We start from the raw sequence: 20,416 nt of genomic DNA, 5'->3' as shown, positions 1-20,416 counted from the left end.
GGTGCGCGCGGACGTGGCCGACGACGGCGCGCAGCTGGCCGACGGCGCCTACCACGCGGCGCTCAGCCCCGACGGGTCGGTGCTCGCCTTCGCGTCGGCCCGGACGGACCTCGACCCCGCGGGTCCGAGCACCAACGGCGTGTACGTCCGCGACCTCGCGGCGGCCCGCACGCAGCGGGTCGAGGCCAGCGGCGGTGCCTCCGGGCAGGCCGTCGGACCACCGGTCGCGCTGAGCACCGACGGGCGGCTGGTGCTCGTCGGCGGCGCCGTGGTCGACCGCCGCACCGGGGTCGCCGACGAGGTGTGCCACCGCGTCGACCCCACCCAGCAGTGCTCGGCGACGGCCATGAGCGCGGACGGCCGGTTCGTCGTGCTCGACGCGATCTACTCGACGCTGCGGCCGGCCGGGTCGCAGCCCGCCGCCCGGTACTTCCACGCGTTCGTCCAGGACCGGCGGACCGGCGCCCTCGACCTCCTCTCCGCGTCCTCGACGGGGCAGCTCGCGAACTACGGCGGCACGTCCCGCTCGATCAGTGCCGACGGCCGGACGGCGCTGGTCCAGTCGTCGTCCTCGACCAACCTCAGCCCGGAGGGCCTGTGGAAGAAGGTCTGGGACCCGTGGGACGACGAGCCGATCGAGGGCGAGCTGTACGTGCGCGACCGGCTCGCACCGCCGACCTCCACGGGGGACGTCGACCGTGACGGCAGGCCGACGTCCTCGTCGTGCAGCGGTCCACCGGCAGGCTCCTGCTCGTGCGCGGCGACGGCCTGCACGCCGCCGTCCGACGCACGCTGGCGACCGGCTGGGGCGGCTACGACGCGACGACCCGGGTCGGGGACCTGGACCGCGACGGGTACGAGGACGTCGTCGCCCGTTCGCGGACGACGGGCCGCCTCCTGCTCTTCCGGGGCACCGGGACCCGGCTGCGCGCACCGGTGCGGATCGGCGGGCCGCGCTGGGCCGGGATGCGCGAGATCACCGGCGTCGGCGACCTCGACGGCGACGGGTACGGCGACCTCGTGGCGGTCGAGAAGGCCACCGGGCGGCTCTACCTCGTGCCCGGCCGGGGGACGTCCCTCGGGGCGCGGCGGCTCGTCGGCCTGGCCTGGGCGTCGATGGGCGAGCTGGCCGGTGTCGGCGACCTCGACCGGGACGGGCACCCGGACCTGGTGGCCCGCAAGAACGCCACGGGCGAGCTCTTCCTCTACCGCGGCAAGGGGTCCGGGACCACCGCGGGGTTCTGGCCGCGGGTCCGGATCGGTGCCTCGGGCTGGGACGCGGTGCGGGACCTCGTCGGGGCCGGCGACGTCGACCGGGACGGCTGGAACGACCTGCTGGCCGTCGACCGCGCGACCGGGCGGCTGCTGCGCTACCCGGGCACCGGTACTGGGCTGCGGTCGCGCCAGGTGTTCGGCACCGGCTTCACCGCGGACCTGCGCCCGCTCGCGTGACGTCGTCCGCGGCCGGTGCGGGCAGCCGCACGAGCCGCAACCGGACGCCCGCCGCGGCCACGGCCAGGCCCGTGAGCAGCAGCCAGGTCACGGCGAAGTGGGTGAGCCCGCGGGCGAGGTAGCCGCCGTCGGTGCCGTCGATCGCGTACGTGCCGATCTCCCGCGTCGACCAGAACGGCAGCACCTTCGCCAGGTTCCCCGCCGGGTCGGCGAGCATCTGCGTCGCCAGCACGATGAGCAGCGCGAGCGCGCCCTCCAGCTCGCGGGGCAGCACGGTCGCGACGACGGCGCCGAGCGGCGCCGCGACGAGGACCGTCGTCACGAGCAGCAGGACCACCGCCCACGGCCGCCGCACGTCCTGGTCCAGGGCGACGAGGACGGCGTACCCCGCCGCGAGGACGAGCCCGCACCCGGTCATCGCGACCTGCCGGCCGAGACCCGGCACCGGCCGGGCGATGCCGGTGAGCCGCAGCCTCAGGTCGAACGACCGCGCCGCCGAGGCGGTGAAGAGCGCGAGGGTCGACACCGCCCAGCCCAGGCCCAGCGCGAGCATCCGGATCGACTGCCCCTGGAGGTCGCGCCGCGCCGTGTAGAAGGCCAGCGGGAGCAGGACGACGAGCGCCACGACCGTCCGGCGGCGCAGCACCTCGCGGACCGTGAGCCGGGCCACGACGCCGAGCGCCTGCAGCGGCCGGCTCACCGCGGGTCCCCGGCGCCGAGGTCGAGGACGTGGTCGACCCGGTCGAGCTCGTGGAGCAGGTGGGTCACGACGAGCACCGCCTTCCCGGCGTCCCGCCAGACGTAGACCTGCTCCCAGAAGTCGACGTAGGACCCCTGGTCGAACCCCTGGTAGGGCTCGTCGAGGAGCAGCAGGCCCGGCGCGTGCAGCTCTCCGAGCACGAGGTTGAGCTTCTGCCGGGTACCGCCCGAGAGCCGTTCCGCGACGAGGCCGGGGTCCGGGCGCCACGACAGCCGGGTCGCGAGGTGCTCGCCCGTGGACCGGGCCCGGCCGGCGCCGATCCCGGCGGCGGCCCCGAGCAGCTCGAAGTGCTCGGCGGGGGTCAGCTGGCCGACGACGCCGCCCTCCTGGGGGACGTAGCCGACGTCGCCGACGCGCTCGACCCGGCCGGACGACGCCCGGGTCAGGCCGGCGCAGATCCGCAGCAGCGTGGACTTCCCGGAGCCGTTGGCGCCGACGACGGCCGCGACCTCGCCGGCCCGCAGCTCGAGGTCGACCCCGTCGAGGACGACGCGGCGCCGGTACCGCTTGCCGACACCGCGCAGCCGCAGCGCGACCGGGCCTCTACGGCCCGGCGNCGTCGTCCTCGACGCCGCCGACGCCGCCGCCGACGCGGCGTCCTGGCCGGGCCCGCGCAGCGCCCCGGCCAGGGTGCGGGCGTAGACGGTCGCCGGGCCGTAGAGGTCCGGGGGTGCCGTCGCGGCGTCCCGGGCCTCGGCCACGCTGTCCCGCGCGAGCCGCGCGGCCTGCGCGGGCTCGACGCCGAGCGCGACGAGCGCCCGGGCGAGGTCGCTCTCCCAGTGCACCGCGGCGCTCACCGGGACCGCTCCGGTGCGGCCGGGACCGCCTGTGCCACAACGGTGTCGACGCTCCGGCTGAACGCGGCCCATCGGTCGGCCTGCTCCTGGAAGGCCTCGCGCCCGGCCGGGGTCACGGCGTAGTACTTGCGCCGGGGGCCGGTGTCGGAGGCCTCCCACGCGACCTCGACGAGCCCGCCCCGCTCGAGCCGCAGCAGCGCCGGGTAGAGGGTGCCGCCGGGGACCTCGCCGAACCCCGCGGCGCCGAGCCGTTGGCCGAGCCCGTACCCGTAGTCCCGCTCCGCGACGAGCAGCCCGAGCAGGCACAGGTCGAGGAAGCCGTGGAGCAGCGGGCCGGGGAAGCCCTTCGCGACGTCCGACATGGCTAGGCAGGCTACCTATCTAGAAGGTCGGTAGCAAGACAGACTGACTAGCACCCTGCCTGGTCGGTGCTCCCCACCGGCATGCTCAGCCCACGTGCACGCGCGGCCGCCGGGCCGGGTCGGGCTCCGCCTCGCGGAGCACCTCGCGGGTGACCGGGGCGATCTCGCCGGCGCCGACGAAGAGGAACCGAAGGAGGTTGGTGAACGGGCTGCCCTCGGTCCAGCGGAAGTAGACGTGCGGGACAAGACCGGTGCGGTCCCGGACGGCGAGCGCCACCTCGGCGAGCGTGTTCGCGACCACCGAGCTGCGGACCGTGAGGATGCGGTGCCCGAACCGCTCCTCGCCGCGGACCTCCAGCGACGTCTCGAAGTCCGAGGCGTCGACGACGGTGACCTCGACGAACACGAGCGGTGCCCAGCGCGGGATGTCGTTGTCGGCGCGGACCCGCACGGTCGAGTCGCGGTACACCTGGGCCGTCCGCTCCGTCGGGTCGTGGGCGACGAACCGCAGGGTGCCGCACTTCGCGGCGCCCTCGATGAACGCCGTCGCGTTCGCGTCGAAGGTGATCCCCGCGCCGCGCAGCTGGAAGACCCGGCCGGCCCGGGACAGCAGCGACACGACGACGATCGCGAGGATGAACAGGCCGCCGATCTTCAGGCCGTCGGGGCGCTCGACGACGTTCGTCACCGTCGTGTAGGCGAAGACCGCCGAGACGGTGCCGAAGCACACGGTCGCGAGCTTGCGGCGCCGGCGGCGCGCCGACAGCGTCACGGCGACCGACGCGGAGGTCATGAGGACGAGCACACCGGTCGCGTAGGCGCCGCCCTGCGCGTCGACGTCCGCGTCGAAGACCCACGTGATGAAGAACGCGACCCCGGTGAAGACCACCACGAGCGGCCGGACCGCCCGGGCCCAGCGCGGGGCCATCCCGTAGCGCGGCAGGTAGCGCGGCACGAGGTTGAGCAGCCCGGCCATCGCGGACGCCCCGGCGAACCAGAGGATCGCGATGGTGCTCACGTCGTAGACGGTGCCGAACACCGGGCCGAGGAACTCGTGCGCGAGGAAGGCGAGCGCGCGACCGTTCGCGGCGCCGCCGTCCGCGAACTGCTCCGCCGGGACGAGCAGCGTCGTCACGAGGCAGGACAGCACCAGGTAGAAGCTCATGAGCACGGCGGCCGTCGTCAGCAGCCGGTGGGTGCCGGCGACCCGGCCGACCGGGTCCTTCTCGGTGTCCGTCGGCAGCCCGCGGACCTGTGGCATGACGGCCACCCCGGTCTCGAACCCGGACAGGCCCAGGGCCAGCTTCGGGAAGACGATGAGCGCGACGACGACGACCGCGAACGGGTCGGGGTGCTGGACGGCGAGCAGCCGGGTCCACGCGCCGAACACCTCCGGGTTCTCCACGACGTGCCACAGGCCCACGCCGATGACGACGGCGTTGAGCGACAGGTAGACCACGACGAGGACGACGGCGATCCCGATCGCCTCCCGGAAGCCGCGCAGGAAGACCACGCCGAGCGCGGCCACGAGGACGAGCGTCACCGGGACGGCGAGGCCCCGGTCCACGTGCGGCACCAGCGGGTTCTCGAGGATGTGCGCCGTGGCGTCCGCGGCCGAGAGGGTGATCGTGATGACGAAGTCGGTCGCCGCGAACCCGAGGAGCACCAGGACGAAGACCTTGCCGCGCCACCACGGCAGGATCCGCTCGAGCATCGCGATCGAGCCCTCGCCGTGCGGGCTCTCGGTCGCGACCCGGCGGTAGACCGGCAGCGCGCCGAGCAGGGTGAGGGCGACGAGCACGAGGGTCGCGATCGGCGCGACGGCCCCGGCGGCGAGGGCGGCGATGCCCGGCTGGTAGCCCAGCGTCGAGAAGTAGTCCACGCCGGTGAGGCACATGACCTGCCACCAGGGCCGGCGGTGCTCGTCGGGTGCGCCGGCCGGCGAACCCCCCGCGGGCTCGCCGGACCGCTTGGGCATGCCGTCGAGGAACCACTCGCGCACGCCCGTCGTCGTGGACATGATCCCGACGGTAGGCAGGACAGGGGCTGTGGCGCTGTGACCGGGGCGACGTCCCGCGTAGGGATCGCGTAGAAATCCCGGACGCGGCGGGATCTCGGAGGCGGCGGGAGCGCGGAGGTGGAGACTGCTGCCATGACCAGCGGAGAGCTGCGCGTCTACCTCGGCGCCGCACCGGGCGTCGGCAAGACGTACCGGATGCTGGAGGAAGGGCACCGGCGCGCGGAGCGCGGCACCGACGTCGTCGTCGCCCTCGTCGAGACCCACGGGCGGGCGCAGACCGCGGCGCTCGTCGACGGGCTCGACCTCGTCCCGCGGCGCACCCTCGTGCACCGCGGGGTGACGTTCACCGAGATGGACGTCGACGCCGTCCTCGCCCGCCGCCCGCAGGTCGCGCTCGTCGACGAGCTCGCGCACACGAACGTGCCCGGCTCACGGAACGCCAAGCGGTGGCAGGACGTCGAGATGCTCCTCGACGCCGGGATCACCGTCATCACGACGCTCAACGTGCAGCACCTGGAGTCGCTCAACGACGTCGTCCGGCAGATCACCGGTGCCGCCCAGCGCGAGACGGTCCCGGACGCCGTCGTCCGGGCCGCCGAGCAGATCGAGCTCGTCGACTCCACGCCCGAGGCGCTGCGGCGCCGGATGGCGCACGGCAACGTGTACCCGGCGGACCGGGTCGACGCCGCGCTCGGCACCTACTTCCGGGTGGGGAACCTCGCGGCGCTGCGCGAGCTCGCGCTGCTGTGGGTCGCCGACAAGGTCGACGACGAGCTCGACCGGTACCGCGCCGCGCACTCCATCGATACCACCTGGGAGGCCCGGGAGCGGGTCGTCGTCGCCCTCACCGGCGGTCCGGAGGGCGAGACGCTGGTGCGCCGCGCGGCCCGGATCGCCGACCGCAGCAAGGGCTCGGACCTGCTCGCCGTCCACGTCGCCCGCAACGACGGGCTCGCCGGGGCCGACCCGGCGCACCTCGCCCGGCAGCGGCTGCTCGTCGAGGCCGTCGGGGGGACGTACCACCAGGTCGTCGGCGGGGACGTCCCGACGGCCCTGCTCGACTTCGCCCGCGGGGTGAACGCGACGCAGCTCGTCCTCGGGGCCAGCCGCCGCGGCCGCCTCGCGCACCTGCTCTCGCCCGGGACGGTCGCGACGACGACCGCCCGTTCGGGCACCATCGACGTCCACCTCGTGACGCACGAGGCGACGTCCGGGGCACGGCCGGACCCGGTTCGGCGCAGTGCCCTCTCCGGCCGGCGCCGGGCCACCGGCTACGCGCTCACCGTGCTCGGGCTGCCGTTGCTGACGGCCGGGCTGCTCGCCCTCGGCGGCACACTGTCGCTGCCGAGCGACATCCTCGTCATGCTGGCGGCCGTCGTCGCCGTCGCGCTCGTCGGCGGACGGCGGCCCGCCGTGCTCGCGGCCCTGGGCGCCTTCGCCCTGCTCAACTACTTCTTCACCCCGCCGGTCGGGCTCTTCACCATCGCGGAGCGGGAGAACGTGCTCGCCCTGTCGGTCTTCCTCGTCGTGGCGCTCGCCGTCGCGACCGTCGTCGACCTCGCCGCCCGGCGGACCACCGAGGCCGCCCGGGCCCGGGCCGAGGCCGAGACCCTGTCCACCCTCGCGGGCAGCGTGCTGCGCGGCAGCCGTCCGCTGCCGGCCCTGCTCGACCAGCTCCGGGAGACGTTCGGGCTCACCGGTGTGACGCTCCTCGAGCGGGTCGGTCGCGGCACCGCCGACCCCGACGCCTGGCAGGTCGTCACGGCCGTCGGCGACCGGCCGGCGGCGCGGCCCGCGGACGGCGACGTCGAGGTGACCGTCGCCGGCCCGGACTCCGACCTCTCCCTCGCGCTCACCGGGCGGTCGCTCGACGCCGCGGACCGCCGGCTCGTCGAGGCGTTCGCGGCGCAGGCCGCCGTCGCGCTGACCCAGGAACGGCTCGCGGCGCGGGCGGCGCAGGCCGGGCCGCTCGCCGAGATCGACCGGCTGCGGACCGCCCTGCTCGACGCGGTGAGCCACGACCTGCGCACCCCGCTCGCGACGGCGACGACCGCCGTCGAGACCCTGCGCACCCACGGCGGCATGCTCGACGACGACGACCGGACGACGCTGCTCGACGACGCCGGCTCCTCGCTCGCCCGGCTCGGCCGGCTCGTCGAGAACCTCCTCGACATGAGCCGGCTCCAGGCCGGCGCGCTCGCCATGACCCTCGAGGTCGTCGACCTCGCGGACGTGCTGCCGCAGGTGCTCGACGACCTCGCCCCGGCCGGCCGGGGCGTCGCCGTCCGGGTGGCCGACGGGGTCCCGGCCGTCCGGGTCGACCCCGCGCTCCTCGAGCGGGTCCTCGTGAACCTCCTCGCCAACGCCCTGCGGCACAGCCCGCCGGGAGCGCCGCCCGTCGTCCGGGCGAGCGAGCACGGCGGCGAGGTGCAGATCCGCGTCGTCGACTCCGGACCAGGGGTGCCGAGCACCGAGTGGGACCGGATCTTCCTGCCGTTCCAGCGGCTCGGCGACACCGAGGCGGGCACCGGCGTCGGCCTCGGGCTGGCCCTGTCCCGGGGGCTCGTGGAGGCGTTCGGCGGCAGCCTGACCCCGGAGCACACCCCGGGCGGCGGGCTGACGATGACCGTCAGCCTGCCCGCCGTCCGGGACCCGCTGCCGGACGCGGACGGCGCAGCGGACGCCGCGGACGCCGCGGACGCAGCAGACGCCGCCACGACCACCGGGAGCCCCGCATGACGAAGGTGCTCGTCGTCGACGACGAGCCGGCCCTGCGCCGCACGCTCGCGATCCTGCTGCGGGCCCGCGGCTACGAGGTCGTCTCGGCCGCGGACGGCCGGGGCGGGCTGGCCGCCGTCCCCGCCGAGCACCCGGACGTCGTCGTCCTCGACCTCGGGCTCCCGGACATCGACGGCGTGGACGTCGTCCGCTCGCTGCGCGGCTGGTCGCCGGTGCCGATCCTCGTGCTGTCCGGCCGCCTCGACGCCCGGCAGAAGGTCGCGGCGCTCGACGCCGGGGCCGACGACTACGTGACGAAGCCGTTCGACGTCGAGGAGCTGCTCGCGCGGCTGCGGGCCGTCGCCCGGCGGCACGCCCCCAGCCGGCCGGCCGAGCCGGTGCGGCTCGGCCGTTTCACCGTCGACGTCGAGGACCGGACCGCCCGTGCGGACGACGGGACCACCGTGCACCTCACGCCGACCCAGTGGGGGCTCCTGGAGATGCTCGTGCGCAGCCCCGGCCGCCTCGTCGGCCAGCGGACGCTGCTCCGGGAGGTCTGGGGGCCGACCTACGAGAAGCAGACGCACTACCTGCGCCAGTACATGAAGCAGCTGCGCGACCGGCTCGAGGACGACCCGTCGAACCCGCGCCACCTCGTGACCGACCCGGGGCTCGGGTACCGCTTCGTCCCCTGACCCGGTCACGGCCGGCCACCCGGGGGACCGCCCGAGATGCGCGAGGGACCGTTCCGCGGTGCATTGGTCCGGCACGACCGAACGACCGACAGGCCGGCCCGAGAGGATGTGATGCGGCCGTGTGCCGCGTGGCGCAACGCGACCTCGTCGCCGATCCGCAGTCGCCGCGCCTGACCCGGCGGTGGGCCGCCGAGGTGCTCCGTCGGTGGGAGCTCGACGGCGAGCTGGACAGGGCACTGCTCGTGCTCAACGAGCTCGTGACGAACGCGCTCGTGCACTCCCCGGGCGACGCCGCGTGCCGGATCACCGTGGACTCGGGGACCCTCGAGATCCTCGTCAGCGACGCCGGCACCGGGCCGCCGCGCCGCGCGATGCGGGCCGCGACGGCGGCCGGGCCGGACGAGTGGGAACGCTCCGGCGGTCGCGGGCTGCAGATCGTCGCGGCCGTGGCCGACGCCTGGGGCGCGTCCTACGACGGCGGCCGGGCCGGCATCTGGGCCCGCTGGGCGCTCGCCCCTGGCTGGGCGTACGCCGCCGCGTGCGTGTGCAGCGGGCCGGACGGCGGGACCGGGGTCGACCTGGCGTCCGGCGGGACCGCCGTGGCCATGCCGGGGCGGTGGGACGAGGCACCGGCCACGGCCGTCGAGCTGCGGGACGAGTGGTTCGCGCCGCGGTCGGACGACCGGGTCCAGGACTCCCGTTAGGGCGGCCGTCACCCGGTCGGCGGACGGCGCGACTGCGTCCGGGTGATCGTCCGGCCGTCGGAATGAATCACCTGCGGCGCGCTTCATGGGCCGCACCGGCCGGCCGAGAGAGCATTCGGCGGCCTCCACGGCCCCGGCGTGCCGCCGGGTCCGGCATGTCGAGGGCCGACACCCGACCGCCCGCGCCAGGAGGACCACATGCTCGCAGGGATCTCGACGACCGCACGTGCCGTGCTCACGCTGGCCGCGACCTTCGCCGTCATGGCGGTGGTCACCGTGGAGTCCGCCCTGACGTCGGACGCGCCGGTGCGGGTCTGCGTCACCGGCCTCGCCGCGTTCGCGGTGGTCGCGCTGCTCGTCTGGTTCCTGCTCGCGCGGCCGGTGACGGGCGCGCTGCACGCCTTGGCCGCCGGGGCCACCGGGCTGGCGGGCGGCGACCTGTCCGCCGTCCCGCCGACCGCGCGCACCGACGAGGCGGGTCGCGCGCTCACGGCGCTGCGGGACGTGCAGACGCTGCTGTCGGACCTGATGTCCGCGATGAACCGGATGTCGGCGGAGCACGAGAGGGGCGACATCGACGTCGTCATCCCCGTGGAGCAGTTCCCCGGCGAGTTCGCCGTCATGGCCCGCGGCGTCAACGAGATGGTCGGCGCCCACATCGCGGTCAAGAAGAAGGCGATGGCCGTCGTCAAGGCCTTCGGCGAGGGCGACTTCGACGCCCCGCTCGAGCAGCTGCCCGGCAAGAAGGCCTTCATCAACGACACCGTCGAGAAGGTCCGCGGCAACCTGCAGGCACTCGTCGCCGACGCGACGCGACTGTCGGACGCCGCCGTCGCGGGCAAGCTCGACGTCCGTGCCGACGCGAACCGGCATCAGGGCGGGTTCCGGCAGATCGTCGAGGGGGTCAACGCGACGCTCGACACGATCGCGACACCCCTGACGGTCGCGGTCGAGACCGCCGACCAGCTCGCGGTCGCCGCCCGGACGATCAGCCAGGCGTCGCAGTCCCTCTCGCAGTCGACGACCGAGCAGGCCGCCACCGTCGAGGAGACGAGCGCGAGCATGGAGGAGATGGCGGGGAGCATCACCCAGAACTCGGAGAACGCCAAGGCCACCGAGGCGATCGCCACGAAGGCCGCGACCGACGCCGAGGAGGGCGGCCGCGCGGTCCGGCTCACGGTCCAGGCCATGAAGGAGATCGCCGACAAGATCGCCATCGTCGACGAGATCGCGTTCCAGACGAACATGCTCGCCCTCAACGCGACGATCGAGGCCGCCCGGGCCGGCGAGCACGGCAAGGGCTTCGCGGTCGTCGCGACCGAGGTGGGCAAGCTCGCCGAGCGCTCCCAGGTCGCCGCACAGGAGATCGGCCAGCTCGCCGGCGAGAGCGTCCGGACGGCGGAGCGGGCGGGCACCCTCCTGGACGACATCGTGCCGAGCATCCGGCGCACGTCGGACCTCGTCCAGGAGATCGCGGCCGCCTCGGCCGAGCAGGCCACGGCCGCAGCGCAGGTCAACAGCTCCATGAACCAGCTCAACTCGACGACGCAGTCGAACGCCTCGGCGTCCGAGGAGCTCGCGGCGACGTCGGAGGAGATGTCCGACCAGAGCGGCCAGCTCCAGCAGATCACGGCCCAGTTCGTCGTGGGCGACGGGCGCGGCGCCGCGGTGCCGGCGCAGACCCGGCGACGAGTGCTGTCGAGCCCACCGGCGGCGAACGCGGCGGCCGCGGCAGGCCGTGCCGACGCACTGCCGTTCGACGAGTCGAAGTTCAGGAAGTTCTGAGATCGGACCACCGGTCGTGGCGACGGAGCAGATCACGCTCTGTCGCCACGACAACCCCGGAGGTCACACCTGCCTCATGAGCCTCGGAAGACTCAGAAGACTCGTCGCCGACAGTGCGGCGTGTCGGATTGCACACCTCGACTCAGGTGTTCGGGGGATCTTGTCGTGTTACTGACGGTAAATGCCTGCCAACTACTTGTAGTGTCCGTCGTTATCTTCCGGTCAGCCCATTTCGCTGGCAATTGGCCCCATGACGACGGAGTCGTGTCGTGACCTCAGTTGAGCTCCACGTTCCATCCGACGTTCTCGCAGCGCTTCGCGAGGAGGACCTGGTCCCTGCCGTCCCGAGCGACAGCGTGACCCTGACGGTGAGCATCGACGGGCTCGACGTCGTCACCGGCGTCTCGTCGACGAGGGACCTCAAGGACCAGCTCCCCACCCTGGCGCAGGCGATCTGCCTGTGCGTCTTCCGGCGCCCGCCGACCGCGACGACCCGCCTCGTCGTCGAGGGCCCCGGGCTCGAGACCCGGGTCACCCTGCCGCCGGACGTGTCCCCGCACCAGGTGCTCACGACCCTCGCCGGGCTCGTCGACACGGTCGAGCGGGCCGGCCGGGACCGCAAGCCCGCCGCGGCCGACACCCTCGCGCTGTCCCAGGTGCGGCGAGCCTCGTCCGACCCCTCGGTCGCCGTACGGACCCCCGCGCCGCGGGGCCCCCGGGACTGACCCGCGCACCACGCAGCACCACCGCGGGCCCCGGCCCGCCGGCGTCCTCCCATGGGGGCGCCCCGCCGAACCTCGGTGTCGGCGGGACGCCCCCATGGGAGGACGCCCCTGTTTTGCCCCGTCCGCACACTGTGACCGGACTCAGGCTTGACGCACGCCGTGGACTTGGCATCCTTGGTAGTCGTTCCGTATGGCGCTTGCCGTTTCTTATTGCGCAACACCCAGCACGTGATGCCAGCAGCGCCGCCCCGGCGCCGAGAACAGCGGGACCCACCGCGGAAGGACCTGACATGAGTGCCCTGCCCGCCCGCGCCCGAGCGGTCGTCGTCGGCGCCGGAATCGTCGGCAACAGCCTGGCCTACCACCTGGCCCGCCTGGGCTGGCGCGACATCGTGCAGATCGACAAGGGCCCGCTGCCGAACCCCGGCGGCTCCACCGGTCACGCGAGCAACTTCATCTTCTCGGTCGACCACTCCCGGGAGATGACCGACATCACCCGCGACTCGGTGAAGCAGTACACCGAGTACGGCTGCTTCACGCAGTCCGGCGGCTACGAGGTGGCCCGCTCCGAGGTCCGCATGCAGGAGCTCGCCCGCCGCATCACGAGCTCCAAGGCGTGGGGCATCGAGTCGGAGATCGTCACGCCGAAGGAGGTTCAGGAGAAGGTCCCGTTCCTCGACCCCGAGGTGATCGTCGGCGGCTTCTGGACGCCGTCCGTCGGGGTCGTCGAGTCGGTCCGGTTCGGCACCCTCATGCGCGAGAAGGCCGTCGAGACGGGCGCGCTCGTCAGCGTCCCGAACACCGAGGTGCTCGGGGTCGACGTCGTGGACGGCCGGGTCAAGGGCGTCCGGACGTCGCAGGGCGACATCGAGTGCGAGGTGCTCGTCATCGCCTGCGGCGTGTGGAGCCCGAAGATCGCCCGGATGGCCGGCGCGCACATCCCGCTGACGCCCGCCGTCCACCAGATGATCTCGGTCGGCCCGATCGCCGCCTTCCAGGGCCTGCCGGGCGAGATCAACTTCCCGATCATCCGGGACATGGACACCTTCTGCTACGAGCGCCAGCACGGCGGCGACATGGAGGTCGGCTCCTACGCGCACCGACCGATCCTCTGGGACCCCGAGGACATCCCGTCCATCGAGCAGTCCGCGCTCTCCCCCACCGAGCTGCCCTTCACGAGCGACGACTTCGACCCGCAGCTCGAGCAGGCGCTCGAGCTCATGCCGGAGCTGCTCGGCGACGAGAGCGCCGGGATCCGTTACGCCATCAACGGTCTGCTCTCGCTGACCCCCGACGGTTTCCCGATCCTCGGTGAGACCCCCGAGGTGAAGGGCCTGTGGTCGGCCGCGGCCGTCTGGGTCAAGGAGGGCCCGGGCACCGCGCGCGCCGTCGCCGAGTGGATCGTCGAGGGCGAGAGCGAGATCGACCTCCACCACAGCGACATCGCCCGCTTCTACCCGCACCAGCGCACGCGTGAGCACGTCAAGGCGCGCACCTCCGAGGCGTTCAACAAGACGTACGGCATCGTGCACCCGGGCGAGCAGTGGTCGAGCAACCGCGACGTGCGGCTGTCGCCGATGCACGAGCAGGAGAAGGCGCTCGGTGCGGTCTTCCACGAGACCGCCGGCTGGGAGCGGCCGTGGTGGTACGAGAGCAACGCGCCGCTCGTCGAGAAGTACGGCGACGCCGTGATGCCGCGCGAGGCCGAGTGGGACGCGCGCTGGTGGTCGCCGATCATCAACGCCGAGCACCTCGCGATGCGCGACGCCGCCGGGATCATCGATCTCACGGCCTTCAGCATGTTCGACGTCGTCGGGCCGAAGGCGTGCGAGGCGGTGCAGAGCGTCGTCGTCCTCAACGTCGACGTCGCCGACGGCCGCGTCGTCTACACCCCGGTGCTCACGCCGAACGGCGGCTTCAAGGCCGACCTGACGGTGATGCGCCTGGGCCGCAACCAGTTCCGCGTCGTCACCGGCGGCGCGCACGGCAACGCCGACCGCAAGTGGTTCGAGGACCACATGCCGGCGGACGGCGGCGCGTACGTCGTCGACCAGACCTCGGCGTTCACGACGATCGGGATCTGGGGCCCGAAGGCCCGCGACATCCTCCAGTCGCTGACCCGGGACGACCTGTCGAACGCCGCGTTCAAGTTCGGTGACTGCAGGACGATCGAGGTGCGCTCGCTGCTCGTGCTCGCCTCCCGGATCTCGTACGTCGGCGAGCTCGGCTGGGAGCTCTACGTGCCCTTCGAGACCGGCGCCCGGCTGTGGTCGCTGCTGCTGGAGGCCGGCGCCCCGCACGGCGCGGTGCCCGTCGGCATCGGCGTCTACGGGACGACGGGCCGCCTGGAGAAGGGCTACCGGGCCTACGGCACGGAGCTCGACACCGAGCGGAACATCATCGAGGTCGGCATGCAGCGGCCCAAGGTCAAGGACGCGGAGTTCGTCGGCAAGGCGGCCTACCTCGCGCAACGGGACGCCGAGCCGGTCACCGTGCTCTGCTCGCTGACGGTCGACGACCACACGTCGTCCACGGGCGTGAAGCGCTACATGCTCGGCGGCGAGCCGGTCCTCGCCGCCGACGGCAGCCTCATCCGGGACGCGCACGGCCGCCCCACGTACGTGACGTCGGCGGGCTCGGCACCGAGCCTCGGCAAGCACGTCCTCATGGCGTTCCTGCCGCCGTCGCACGCGGTGGTCGGCGCTTCGTACAAGGTCGAGTACCTCGGCGAGCAGTACCCGGTGACCGTCGCGGCCACCGACGCGACGCCGCTGTTCGACCCCGAGAACGCACGGATCAGGGGCTGAGCGCATGAACACCCTCGTCTGCATCAAGCGCGTCCCGGCCGCCTCGTCGGCCGTGACGCTCACCGACGACGCCATGGGCGTCGACACCCGGCACGTCGGCTACACGACGAGCCCGCACGAGGAGTGCGCCGTCGAGGCGGCCGTCCAGCTCGTCGAGACGCACGGCGGCACCGCCGCCGTGCTCACCGTCGGGCCGGAGGACGCCCTCGAGCAGCTCCGCGACGCCCTCGCGATGGGCGTGAGGAGCGCCGTGCACGTCGTCGCCGACAGCGACGCGTTCGGCCCGGCGGACGTCGCCCGGGCCGTCGCGGACGTCGTCGGGGCACGCGCCGGCTCGGACGACGCCGTCGACCTCGTGCTCCTCGGCAACGACGCCGCCGACACCGGCGACTTCCAGGTCGGGATCCGGCTGGCGTACCGGCTCGGCTGGCCGGTCGTCACCGGCGTCCGGTCCTTCCAGGTCATCGAGTCGGCCGAGGGCGGCCGGGTGGCCGCCCTCGGCGACGGGCCGGACGGCGTCGAGCACTTCGACGTCCCGCTGCCCGCCGTCCTGACGGTCAAGGAGGGCGGCATCACGCCGCGCTACCCGTCGCTGCCGGGCCGGATCAAGGCGAAGAAGGCACCGGTGGAGAACGTCACGCCGGGGTTCGAGCCGGCCGGCTCCGGACGGGTGCGGCTGCACCTGCCGCCGGAGCAGCCGAGCCAGGTGCAGATCCTCGGCGAGGGCGCGGACGCCGCGCCGGCCCTCGTCGACGTGCTCGAGCAGATCGGGGTGGTCGGGCGATGATCCTCGTCCTCGTGGAGACCCAGGCGGACGGCGTCGAGCTGCTGTCCGCGGAGGCCCTCACCTTCGCCCGCGGGATCGCGGCGTCCGGTGACGGCGACGTCCAGGCGCTCGTCGTCGGGCCGCACCCGGCGGCGACGCTCGAAGGCCTTGCGGCGCACGGCGTCTCGGCCGTGCACCATGCCGACGACGAGCGCCTCGCGGCGTACTCGGCGGCGGCCTGGGCCGCGGCCGCGATCGACGCGGCCAAGACCACCGGCGCGACCACGCTGCTCGCCGCGGCCAGCCCGCGCGGCAACGAGGTGCTCGCGCACGTCGCGGCCCGCCTCGACCTGTCGATGGCCGCGAACGCCGTGACGGCCGACGCCGGCACGGCCGGGACCCTCGTCGTCCGGCGGCAGGTCATGGGCGGCGCGGCGCTCGAGGAGGTGCACCTGTCCGGCGCGGCGGGCGCACCCGCCCTCGTGACGATGGCCGGGCACGCCGTCGACCCGGCGCCGGCCGCGGCGCCGTCCTCGCCGTCCGTGTCGGTGTTCGCACCCGCTCTCACCGACGCCGACCTGGTGGCGCGCGTCGTCCGGTCCGAGCCCGTCGTCAACGAGAGCGGGGCGCTCACGACGTCCCGCGTCGTCGTCGGCGCGGGCCGCGGGGTCGGCGGCGCCGAGCAGTTCGGCGACCTCCTCGAGCTCACCGAGCTGCTCGGCGGTGCGCTCGGCGTCTCCCGGGTCGTCACGAGCCTCGGCTGGCGCCCGCACCACGAGCAGGTCGGCCAGACCGGCAGCCGGGTCTCGCCGGACCTCTACCTCGCGTGCGGCATCAGCGGTGCGATCCAGCACTGGGCGGGCATGTCGTCGGCGAAGACGATCATCGCGATCAACACCGACGACGAGGCGCCGATGGTGACCAAGGCGCACTACGCCGTCATCGGTGACCTGCACGAGATCGTCCCTGCGGTCAACGCGGAGATCCGCAAGCGCAAGGGCTGACTGCCCGGCCGGCACCCGGTCGACACCCCGTACCGACGCCCCCGGACGCACGACGGTCCGGGGGCGTCGGCACGAGGTGGGCCCTTCGGGCGATTCTCCGGGGATGTCCTTGCTGTCACCTGTCGTGGTCATCCATGCTCGGAGCGTCATTGCCGCGAGGCGGTGGCACGTCCAGCCTCGGGGGCCGGCGATGGAGAGTCATGCCCGCAGAGCCGCCCCCCGCACCCGACGACGGCGCCCACGCGCTCGTGGCGCTCGCCGTGCTCGAACGGGTCGGCGAGGACCTGTCGACGAGCCTCGACATCGACGAGGCGCTGCGCCGGGTCGTCGCGGCCGTCGTCCCCGCGCTCGCCGACTGGTGCGCCCTCGACCTCGTCGACGGGGACGGCCCGCTCGTCGCCCCGCCCGGGGACCACCCGGGCCCGGTCCCGGCCGAGCAGGACGGCGGCGACACCCCCGACGTCCTCGGCGAGATCGAGCGTCGCCGGGTGCGGACCGCCGTCGCGCACCGCGACCCGGACCAGCAGCACCTGCTCTGGCGGATGAGCGAGCTCGACGCGCGCCGGCCGGGGGCCTCCGTCGTCCCGCGCGCCATCGCCTCGGGCGCCTCGCTCCTCCTCGAACGGCTCACCCAGGAGCTCGAGGCCGCCCGGGCCGCCGGGGACCCCGAGCTCGCCGCCCTCTTCGCCACCCTCGACAACCGTGCCGGGGCGGTCGTGCCGCTCGTCGCCCGCGGCCGCGTCATCGGCGCCCTGACCGTGAGCATGACCGGCCTGTCCGGGCGCCCGTTCGGCCGCCGCGAGCTCGGCGTCGTCGAGATCCTCGCCGCCCGGGCCGCCCTCGCCGTCGACAACGCCCGGCTCTTCGCCGCCGAGGCCGCCGAGCGCCGGCGGGCCGCGACGCTCGCCGAGGCCGGGATCACGCTGTCGGGGTCGCTGCGCCGCCAGGACGTGCTCGACGTGCTGCTCGGGCTCGTCGTGCCGGACGTCGCCGACCTCGCCTTCGTGCTGACCCCCGTCGCGGAGCCCGCGGACGCCCTGCGGCCCGCTGCCGCCCGGCACGGCGACCCGGCGGCGCAGGACCGGCTCGACACGCTCCTGGCCGGGCTCGACGTCCGGCGCGGGCGGCCCGGGCCGGGGACGGCCTGGGCGAGCGGCCGCACCCAGGTGCACCGCAACATCGACGCCGCGTTCACCGAGTCGGTCCTCGCCGGCCGCCCGGACGCGACGTACGCCGTCCGCGCCCTCGGGACCCGGTCGAGCGTGCACGTGCCGCTCGTCGCCGGCGGGACGTTCCTCGGCGTGCTCTCGCTCAACCGGCTCACCGGCACCGCCTTCAGCGACGGCGAGGCCCGGTTCCTCACCGAGCTCGGCCGCCGTGCCGCCCTCGCCCTGGCCAACGCCGACGCCTACGAGCGCCAGCGCGACCTCGCGGCCGACCTGCAGCGGGCACTGCTGCCTCGCGCGCTGCCGGTCCTCCCCGGGCTGCAGGTCGCCGGGCGATACCTCGCAGGCGGCTCCGGGACGCTCGTCGGCGGGGACTGGTACGACGTCGTCCCCCTGCCCGACGGCCGGCTCGGGCTCTGCGTCGGCGACGTCATGGGCCGCGGCGCCACCGCCGCCGCGCTCATGGGCCAGCTCCGGGCGGCGCTGCGCGCCTACGCCACCGAGGGGTACCCGCCCCGTGAGGTGCTCGGCCGCCTCGCGGGCTTCATGGCGGCCCTCGACGAGGACCGCTTCGCGACGTGCCTCTACGCAGTCCACGACCCGGCGGCCGGGATGACCGTCGTCGCGAGCGCCGGGCACCCGCCGCCCCTGCTCGTGCGCCCGACCGGTGGTCCGGGCGGCTCGCCGGCGGAGGACGTCGCCGTCGTGGAGGTCGTCCCGGGACCGCCGCTCGGCGTCGGGCACCCGGCCGCGTACTCCGACACGACGGTCCGGCTCGGCGCCGGGGACTGCCTCCTGCTCTTCACCGACGGGCTCGTCGAGGACCGCGACGTCGCCGTCGTGGACGGCCTCGAGCGGCTCGCGGGCGGGCTGAGCGGCAGCCGCCCGGCGACCGCCGACGCCGCATGCGCCGCTGCGCTGCGGGTCATGGGCCGGGACGGCGCGCACGACGACGACATCGCGGTGCTCGCGGTGCGGGTGAGCGCGCCCCGCGCGGCAGGCACCGGCCCGGACGACGACGGGCCGGACTCGGTGCACGTACGGCTCAGCGCCCGGCCGCAGTCCGCGGCGGCGGCCCGCCGGCACGTCGCGGGCGCTCTGGCCCGCTGGGGCTACGAGGACTGCCTCGAGACGGCCACGCTGCTCGTCAGCGAGCTCGTGGCGAACGCCGTCCGCCACGGGCACGGGCCGATCGACCTCACGCTGCACGTCGGCACGGACGGTCTCGTCGTCCGGATCGGCGACGCGTCACCCGTCGAACCCGTTGCGGGGCAGCGCGTCCCGGCCCAGGGCGGACCGAGCGAGGACGTCGACGACCTCCTCGACCTCGCCGAGTCGGGACGCGGGCTGCTCCTCGTCGAGGCGCTCGCCGACGCGTGGGGCTGGGCGCCGCGGGCGGACTCGGGCAAGGACGTGTGGTTCCGGCTCGCCCGCCCGGACCGCGCGGACGCACACCCCGCGGGCGCTGTCCGGTAGCCCCGCCGACCACCGGTGGGCCTACGGGCGGGCGTAGGCCCACCGGCGGCCGGCGGGTCGTCCGGGTCCACGGACCTTGGTCCCGGCTGCCGGCGGCACCCGGCTCCACCGTTGAGGCCCGGCGTTCCGCAGGACGGGAACGGGGCCGCGACGGTCGGCCGTCGCGCGCGATCGTCGTCCGGGGACCGACTGTGGTGCGGCACCCGATGGGGAGGCAACTGGTGGGCGAGGCGGACTGGGGCGTGGCGCTGCGCGCGGCACGCACGGCACAGGGGGTCTCGTTGCGCGGGCTGCAGACCCTCGTGGCGTACGACTTCACCTACCTGGGCCAGGTGGAGCGGGGCGAGAAGCCCGGCTCGCTCGAGCTCGCGACGCGCTGCGACACCGCGCTCGAGGCCGGCGGGGCGCTGCTCGCGGCGTTCCCCGGGCAGGCCGGGGACGGGGTGCCCGCCGCGACGGGTCCGACGACGGCCGGTACGGCGCCTGCCGCGGGGGCGCGGGCGGCGTCCGGGCGGGCGGTCAAGGCACCGTCCGCGGCGCGCGCCGGCGCGGGCTCCGCGACGCCCGCCGGGACCCGCCGTCCGGCCGCCCGACGACGACCTGCCGGTGCCGCGGTCGAGGACTGCACCGGCGCGTGCGCCGCGGCCGCCGCCGACCGGCTCTGCATCGCCGGACCCGACGGTTGCCGGCTCCTGCCGGTACCCGGCGGGCTGGGGCGGCTCCTCGCCGAGAACCGGCACGACCTCACCCGGCCCCGCTCGGCGCAGGACCGCACCCGGCTCCTCGGCGTGCGCGCGGACCTGGCCCTCGTCGCCGGCCGCACGGCCATGCTCGACCAGCGCGACCCGGTGCGGGCCCGGGGGTACCTGACGCTGGCCCGCGAGACCGCCGGCGAGCTGGGGTCCGACGCCCGGGCCGCGGCGGCGACGGCGCACCTCGCGGTCGTCGCGGCGTCCGAGGACCGCCCCGCCGTCGCGGCCGGCTACCTGGAGGCCGCACGGCGGCACGCCGACCGCACCGGCCTGCCCCTGCTCGGCGCGTGGCTGGACCGGCTCGACCCGTCCCGGGCGAGCGGCCTCGCGACGCGGCCGGCGCAGGGGCTCAGCGAGGTCGGCGCCGCGCTCGAGCGGCCCTGCACCGCGCGGCCGCCGGCGCCGGCCGAGGGGGCGTGCCCGGGCG

At 75.0% G+C, this 20,416-nt stretch carries 16 protein-coding genes and 2 pseudogenes; 11 read left to right on the top strand and 7 right to left on the bottom strand.

Annotation, left to right across the window (positions count from 1 at the left end; all coding sequences use genetic code 11):
• Nucleotides 1-48: 48 nt before the first annotated feature.
• The gene (locus EDJALFJO_RS15410; protein WP_088286766.1) at nt 49-348 is read right to left on the bottom strand and encodes a hypothetical protein; all 300 of its coding nucleotides are present in this window, start codon (nt 346-348) and stop codon (nt 49-51) included.
• A gap of 159 nt (nt 349-507) precedes the next feature.
• The gene (locus tag EDJALFJO_RS34375; protein WP_088286764.1) at nt 508-774 is read right to left on the bottom strand and encodes a hypothetical protein; all 267 of its coding nucleotides are present in this window, start codon (nt 772-774) and stop codon (nt 508-510) included.
• On the opposite strand from EDJALFJO_RS34375, the gene EDJALFJO_RS15400 reads away from it, so the two are divergent.
• A complete protein-coding gene (locus tag EDJALFJO_RS15400; RefSeq protein ID WP_158220451.1) occupies nt 754-1,452 on the top strand; it encodes a VCBS repeat-containing protein in 699 nt (232 codons plus the stop codon). The two genes, EDJALFJO_RS34375 and EDJALFJO_RS15400, sit on opposite strands and share 21 nt — an antisense overlap.
• On the opposite strand, the gene EDJALFJO_RS15395 is transcribed toward EDJALFJO_RS15400, so the two are convergent.
• The 5 genes and pseudogenes from EDJALFJO_RS15395 to EDJALFJO_RS15380 form a co-directional block, all read right to left on the bottom strand.
• The gene (locus tag EDJALFJO_RS15395; RefSeq protein WP_198950336.1) at nt 1,424-2,152 is read right to left on the bottom strand and encodes a hypothetical protein; all 729 of its coding nucleotides are present in this window, start codon (nt 2,150-2,152) and stop codon (nt 1,424-1,426) included. The genes EDJALFJO_RS15400 and EDJALFJO_RS15395 overlap by 29 nt on opposite strands.
• Nucleotides 2,149-2,676: an ATP-binding cassette domain-containing protein gene (locus tag EDJALFJO_RS36450; protein WP_369812542.1), complete on the bottom strand. Its 528-nt coding sequence runs from the start codon at nt 2,674-2,676 to the stop codon at nt 2,149-2,151. Before EDJALFJO_RS36450 ends, EDJALFJO_RS15395 begins: the two co-directional genes overlap by 4 nt.
• Before the next feature lie 93 nt (nt 2,677-2,769).
• Nucleotides 2,770-3,009 (bottom strand): annotated as a pseudogene (locus tag EDJALFJO_RS35640) (ABC transporter); the annotation flags it as partial.
• The gene (locus EDJALFJO_RS15385) at nt 3,006-3,371 is read right to left on the bottom strand and encodes a PadR family transcriptional regulator (RefSeq protein WP_088286757.1); all 366 of its coding nucleotides are present in this window, start codon (nt 3,369-3,371) and stop codon (nt 3,006-3,008) included. The pseudogene EDJALFJO_RS35640 and the gene EDJALFJO_RS15385, both read right to left, overlap by 4 nt.
• 85 nt (nt 3,372-3,456) lie before the next feature.
• Nucleotides 3,457-5,391 (bottom strand): APC family permease, encoded by a 1,935-nt coding sequence (locus EDJALFJO_RS15380; protein ID WP_088286755.1) that lies wholly within the window; start codon nt 5,389-5,391, stop codon nt 3,457-3,459.
• 132 nt (nt 5,392-5,523) lie between these two features.
• Between EDJALFJO_RS15380 and EDJALFJO_RS15375 the strand changes: the two genes are divergently transcribed.
• The 10 genes and pseudogenes from EDJALFJO_RS15375 to EDJALFJO_RS15330 form a co-directional block, all read left to right on the top strand.
• Nucleotides 5,524-8,130, top strand: a complete 2,607-nt coding sequence (locus tag EDJALFJO_RS15375) for an ATP-binding protein (protein ID WP_088286753.1) — start codon at nt 5,524-5,526, stop codon at nt 8,128-8,130.
• Nucleotides 8,127-8,804, top strand: coding sequence for a response regulator (locus EDJALFJO_RS15370; protein WP_088286752.1), 678 nt, complete (start codon nt 8,127-8,129; stop codon nt 8,802-8,804). Before EDJALFJO_RS15375 ends, EDJALFJO_RS15370 begins: the two co-directional genes overlap by 4 nt.
• Before the next feature lie 128 nt (nt 8,805-8,932).
• Nucleotides 8,933-9,508 (top strand): ATP-binding protein, encoded by a 576-nt coding sequence (locus EDJALFJO_RS34370; RefSeq protein WP_158220450.1) that lies wholly within the window; start codon nt 8,933-8,935, stop codon nt 9,506-9,508.
• A 198-nt stretch (nt 9,509-9,706) separates the two neighbouring features.
• On the top strand, nt 9,707-11,293 hold the full coding sequence (locus EDJALFJO_RS15360) for a methyl-accepting chemotaxis protein (protein WP_088286748.1): 1,587 nt from the start codon (nt 9,707-9,709) through the stop codon (nt 11,291-11,293).
• A 356-nt stretch (nt 11,294-11,649) separates the two neighbouring features.
• The gene (locus EDJALFJO_RS15355) at nt 11,650-12,018 is read left to right on the top strand and encodes a hypothetical protein (protein WP_088286746.1); all 369 of its coding nucleotides are present in this window, start codon (nt 11,650-11,652) and stop codon (nt 12,016-12,018) included.
• Nucleotides 12,019-12,308: 290 nt separating this feature from the next.
• Nucleotides 12,309-14,825, top strand: a complete 2,517-nt coding sequence (locus EDJALFJO_RS15350) for an FAD-dependent oxidoreductase (RefSeq protein WP_088286744.1) — start codon at nt 12,309-12,311, stop codon at nt 14,823-14,825.
• A gap of 4 nt (nt 14,826-14,829) precedes the next feature.
• A complete protein-coding gene (locus EDJALFJO_RS15345) occupies nt 14,830-15,612 on the top strand; it encodes an electron transfer flavoprotein subunit beta/FixA family protein (protein WP_088286741.1) in 783 nt (260 codons plus the stop codon).
• Nucleotides 15,609-16,595, top strand: coding sequence for an electron transfer flavoprotein subunit alpha/FixB family protein (locus tag EDJALFJO_RS15340; protein WP_088286738.1), 987 nt, complete (start codon nt 15,609-15,611; stop codon nt 16,593-16,595). Before EDJALFJO_RS15345 ends, EDJALFJO_RS15340 begins: the two co-directional genes overlap by 4 nt.
• A 200-nt stretch (nt 16,596-16,795) precedes the next feature.
• Entirely contained in the window at nt 16,796-19,237 is a 2,442-nt protein-coding gene (locus EDJALFJO_RS15335; protein ID WP_158220449.1) for a SpoIIE family protein phosphatase, read from the top strand.
• A 221-nt stretch (nt 19,238-19,458) separates the two neighbouring features.
• Nucleotides 19,459-20,416: pseudogene (locus tag EDJALFJO_RS15330) on the top strand (hypothetical protein); the annotation flags it as partial.

The sequence above is a fragment of the Kineosporia sp. A_224 genome, from assembly GCF_002198655.1.
GTDB lineage: Bacteria > Actinomycetota > Actinomycetes > Actinomycetales > Kineosporiaceae > R-H-3.
The sequence above is the reverse complement of the archived record's forward strand: the minus strand, read 5'-3'. Positions and strand labels throughout refer to the sequence as shown.

Coding starts and splice junctions, on each gene's coding strand:
- EDJALFJO_RS15345 (WP_088286741.1), top strand. CDS start 14,830: ATGAACACCCTCGTCTGCATCAAGCGCGTCCCGGCCGCCTCGTCGGCC.
- EDJALFJO_RS15370 (WP_088286752.1), top strand. CDS start 8,127: ATGACGAAGGTGCTCGTCGTCGACGACGAGCCGGCCCTGCGCCGCACG.
- EDJALFJO_RS15410 (WP_088286766.1), bottom strand. CDS start 348: ATGGCCGTCGCCGAGCACTGCTGGGTGGGGTCGACGCGGTGGCACACC.
- EDJALFJO_RS15380 (WP_088286755.1), bottom strand. CDS start 5,391: ATGTCCACGACGACGGGCGTGCGCGAGTGGTTCCTCGACGGCATGCCC.
- EDJALFJO_RS15385 (WP_088286757.1), bottom strand. CDS start 3,371: ATGTCGGACGTCGCGAAGGGCTTCCCCGGCCCGCTGCTCCACGGCTTC.
- EDJALFJO_RS15335 (WP_158220449.1), top strand. CDS start 16,796: ATGCCCGCAGAGCCGCCCCCCGCACCCGACGACGGCGCCCACGCGCTC.
- EDJALFJO_RS15375 (WP_088286753.1), top strand. CDS start 5,524: ATGACCAGCGGAGAGCTGCGCGTCTACCTCGGCGCCGCACCGGGCGTC.
- EDJALFJO_RS15340 (WP_088286738.1), top strand. CDS start 15,609: ATGATCCTCGTCCTCGTGGAGACCCAGGCGGACGGCGTCGAGCTGCTG.
- EDJALFJO_RS15360 (WP_088286748.1), top strand. CDS start 9,707: ATGCTCGCAGGGATCTCGACGACCGCACGTGCCGTGCTCACGCTGGCC.
- EDJALFJO_RS15350 (WP_088286744.1), top strand. CDS start 12,309: ATGAGTGCCCTGCCCGCCCGCGCCCGAGCGGTCGTCGTCGGCGCCGGA.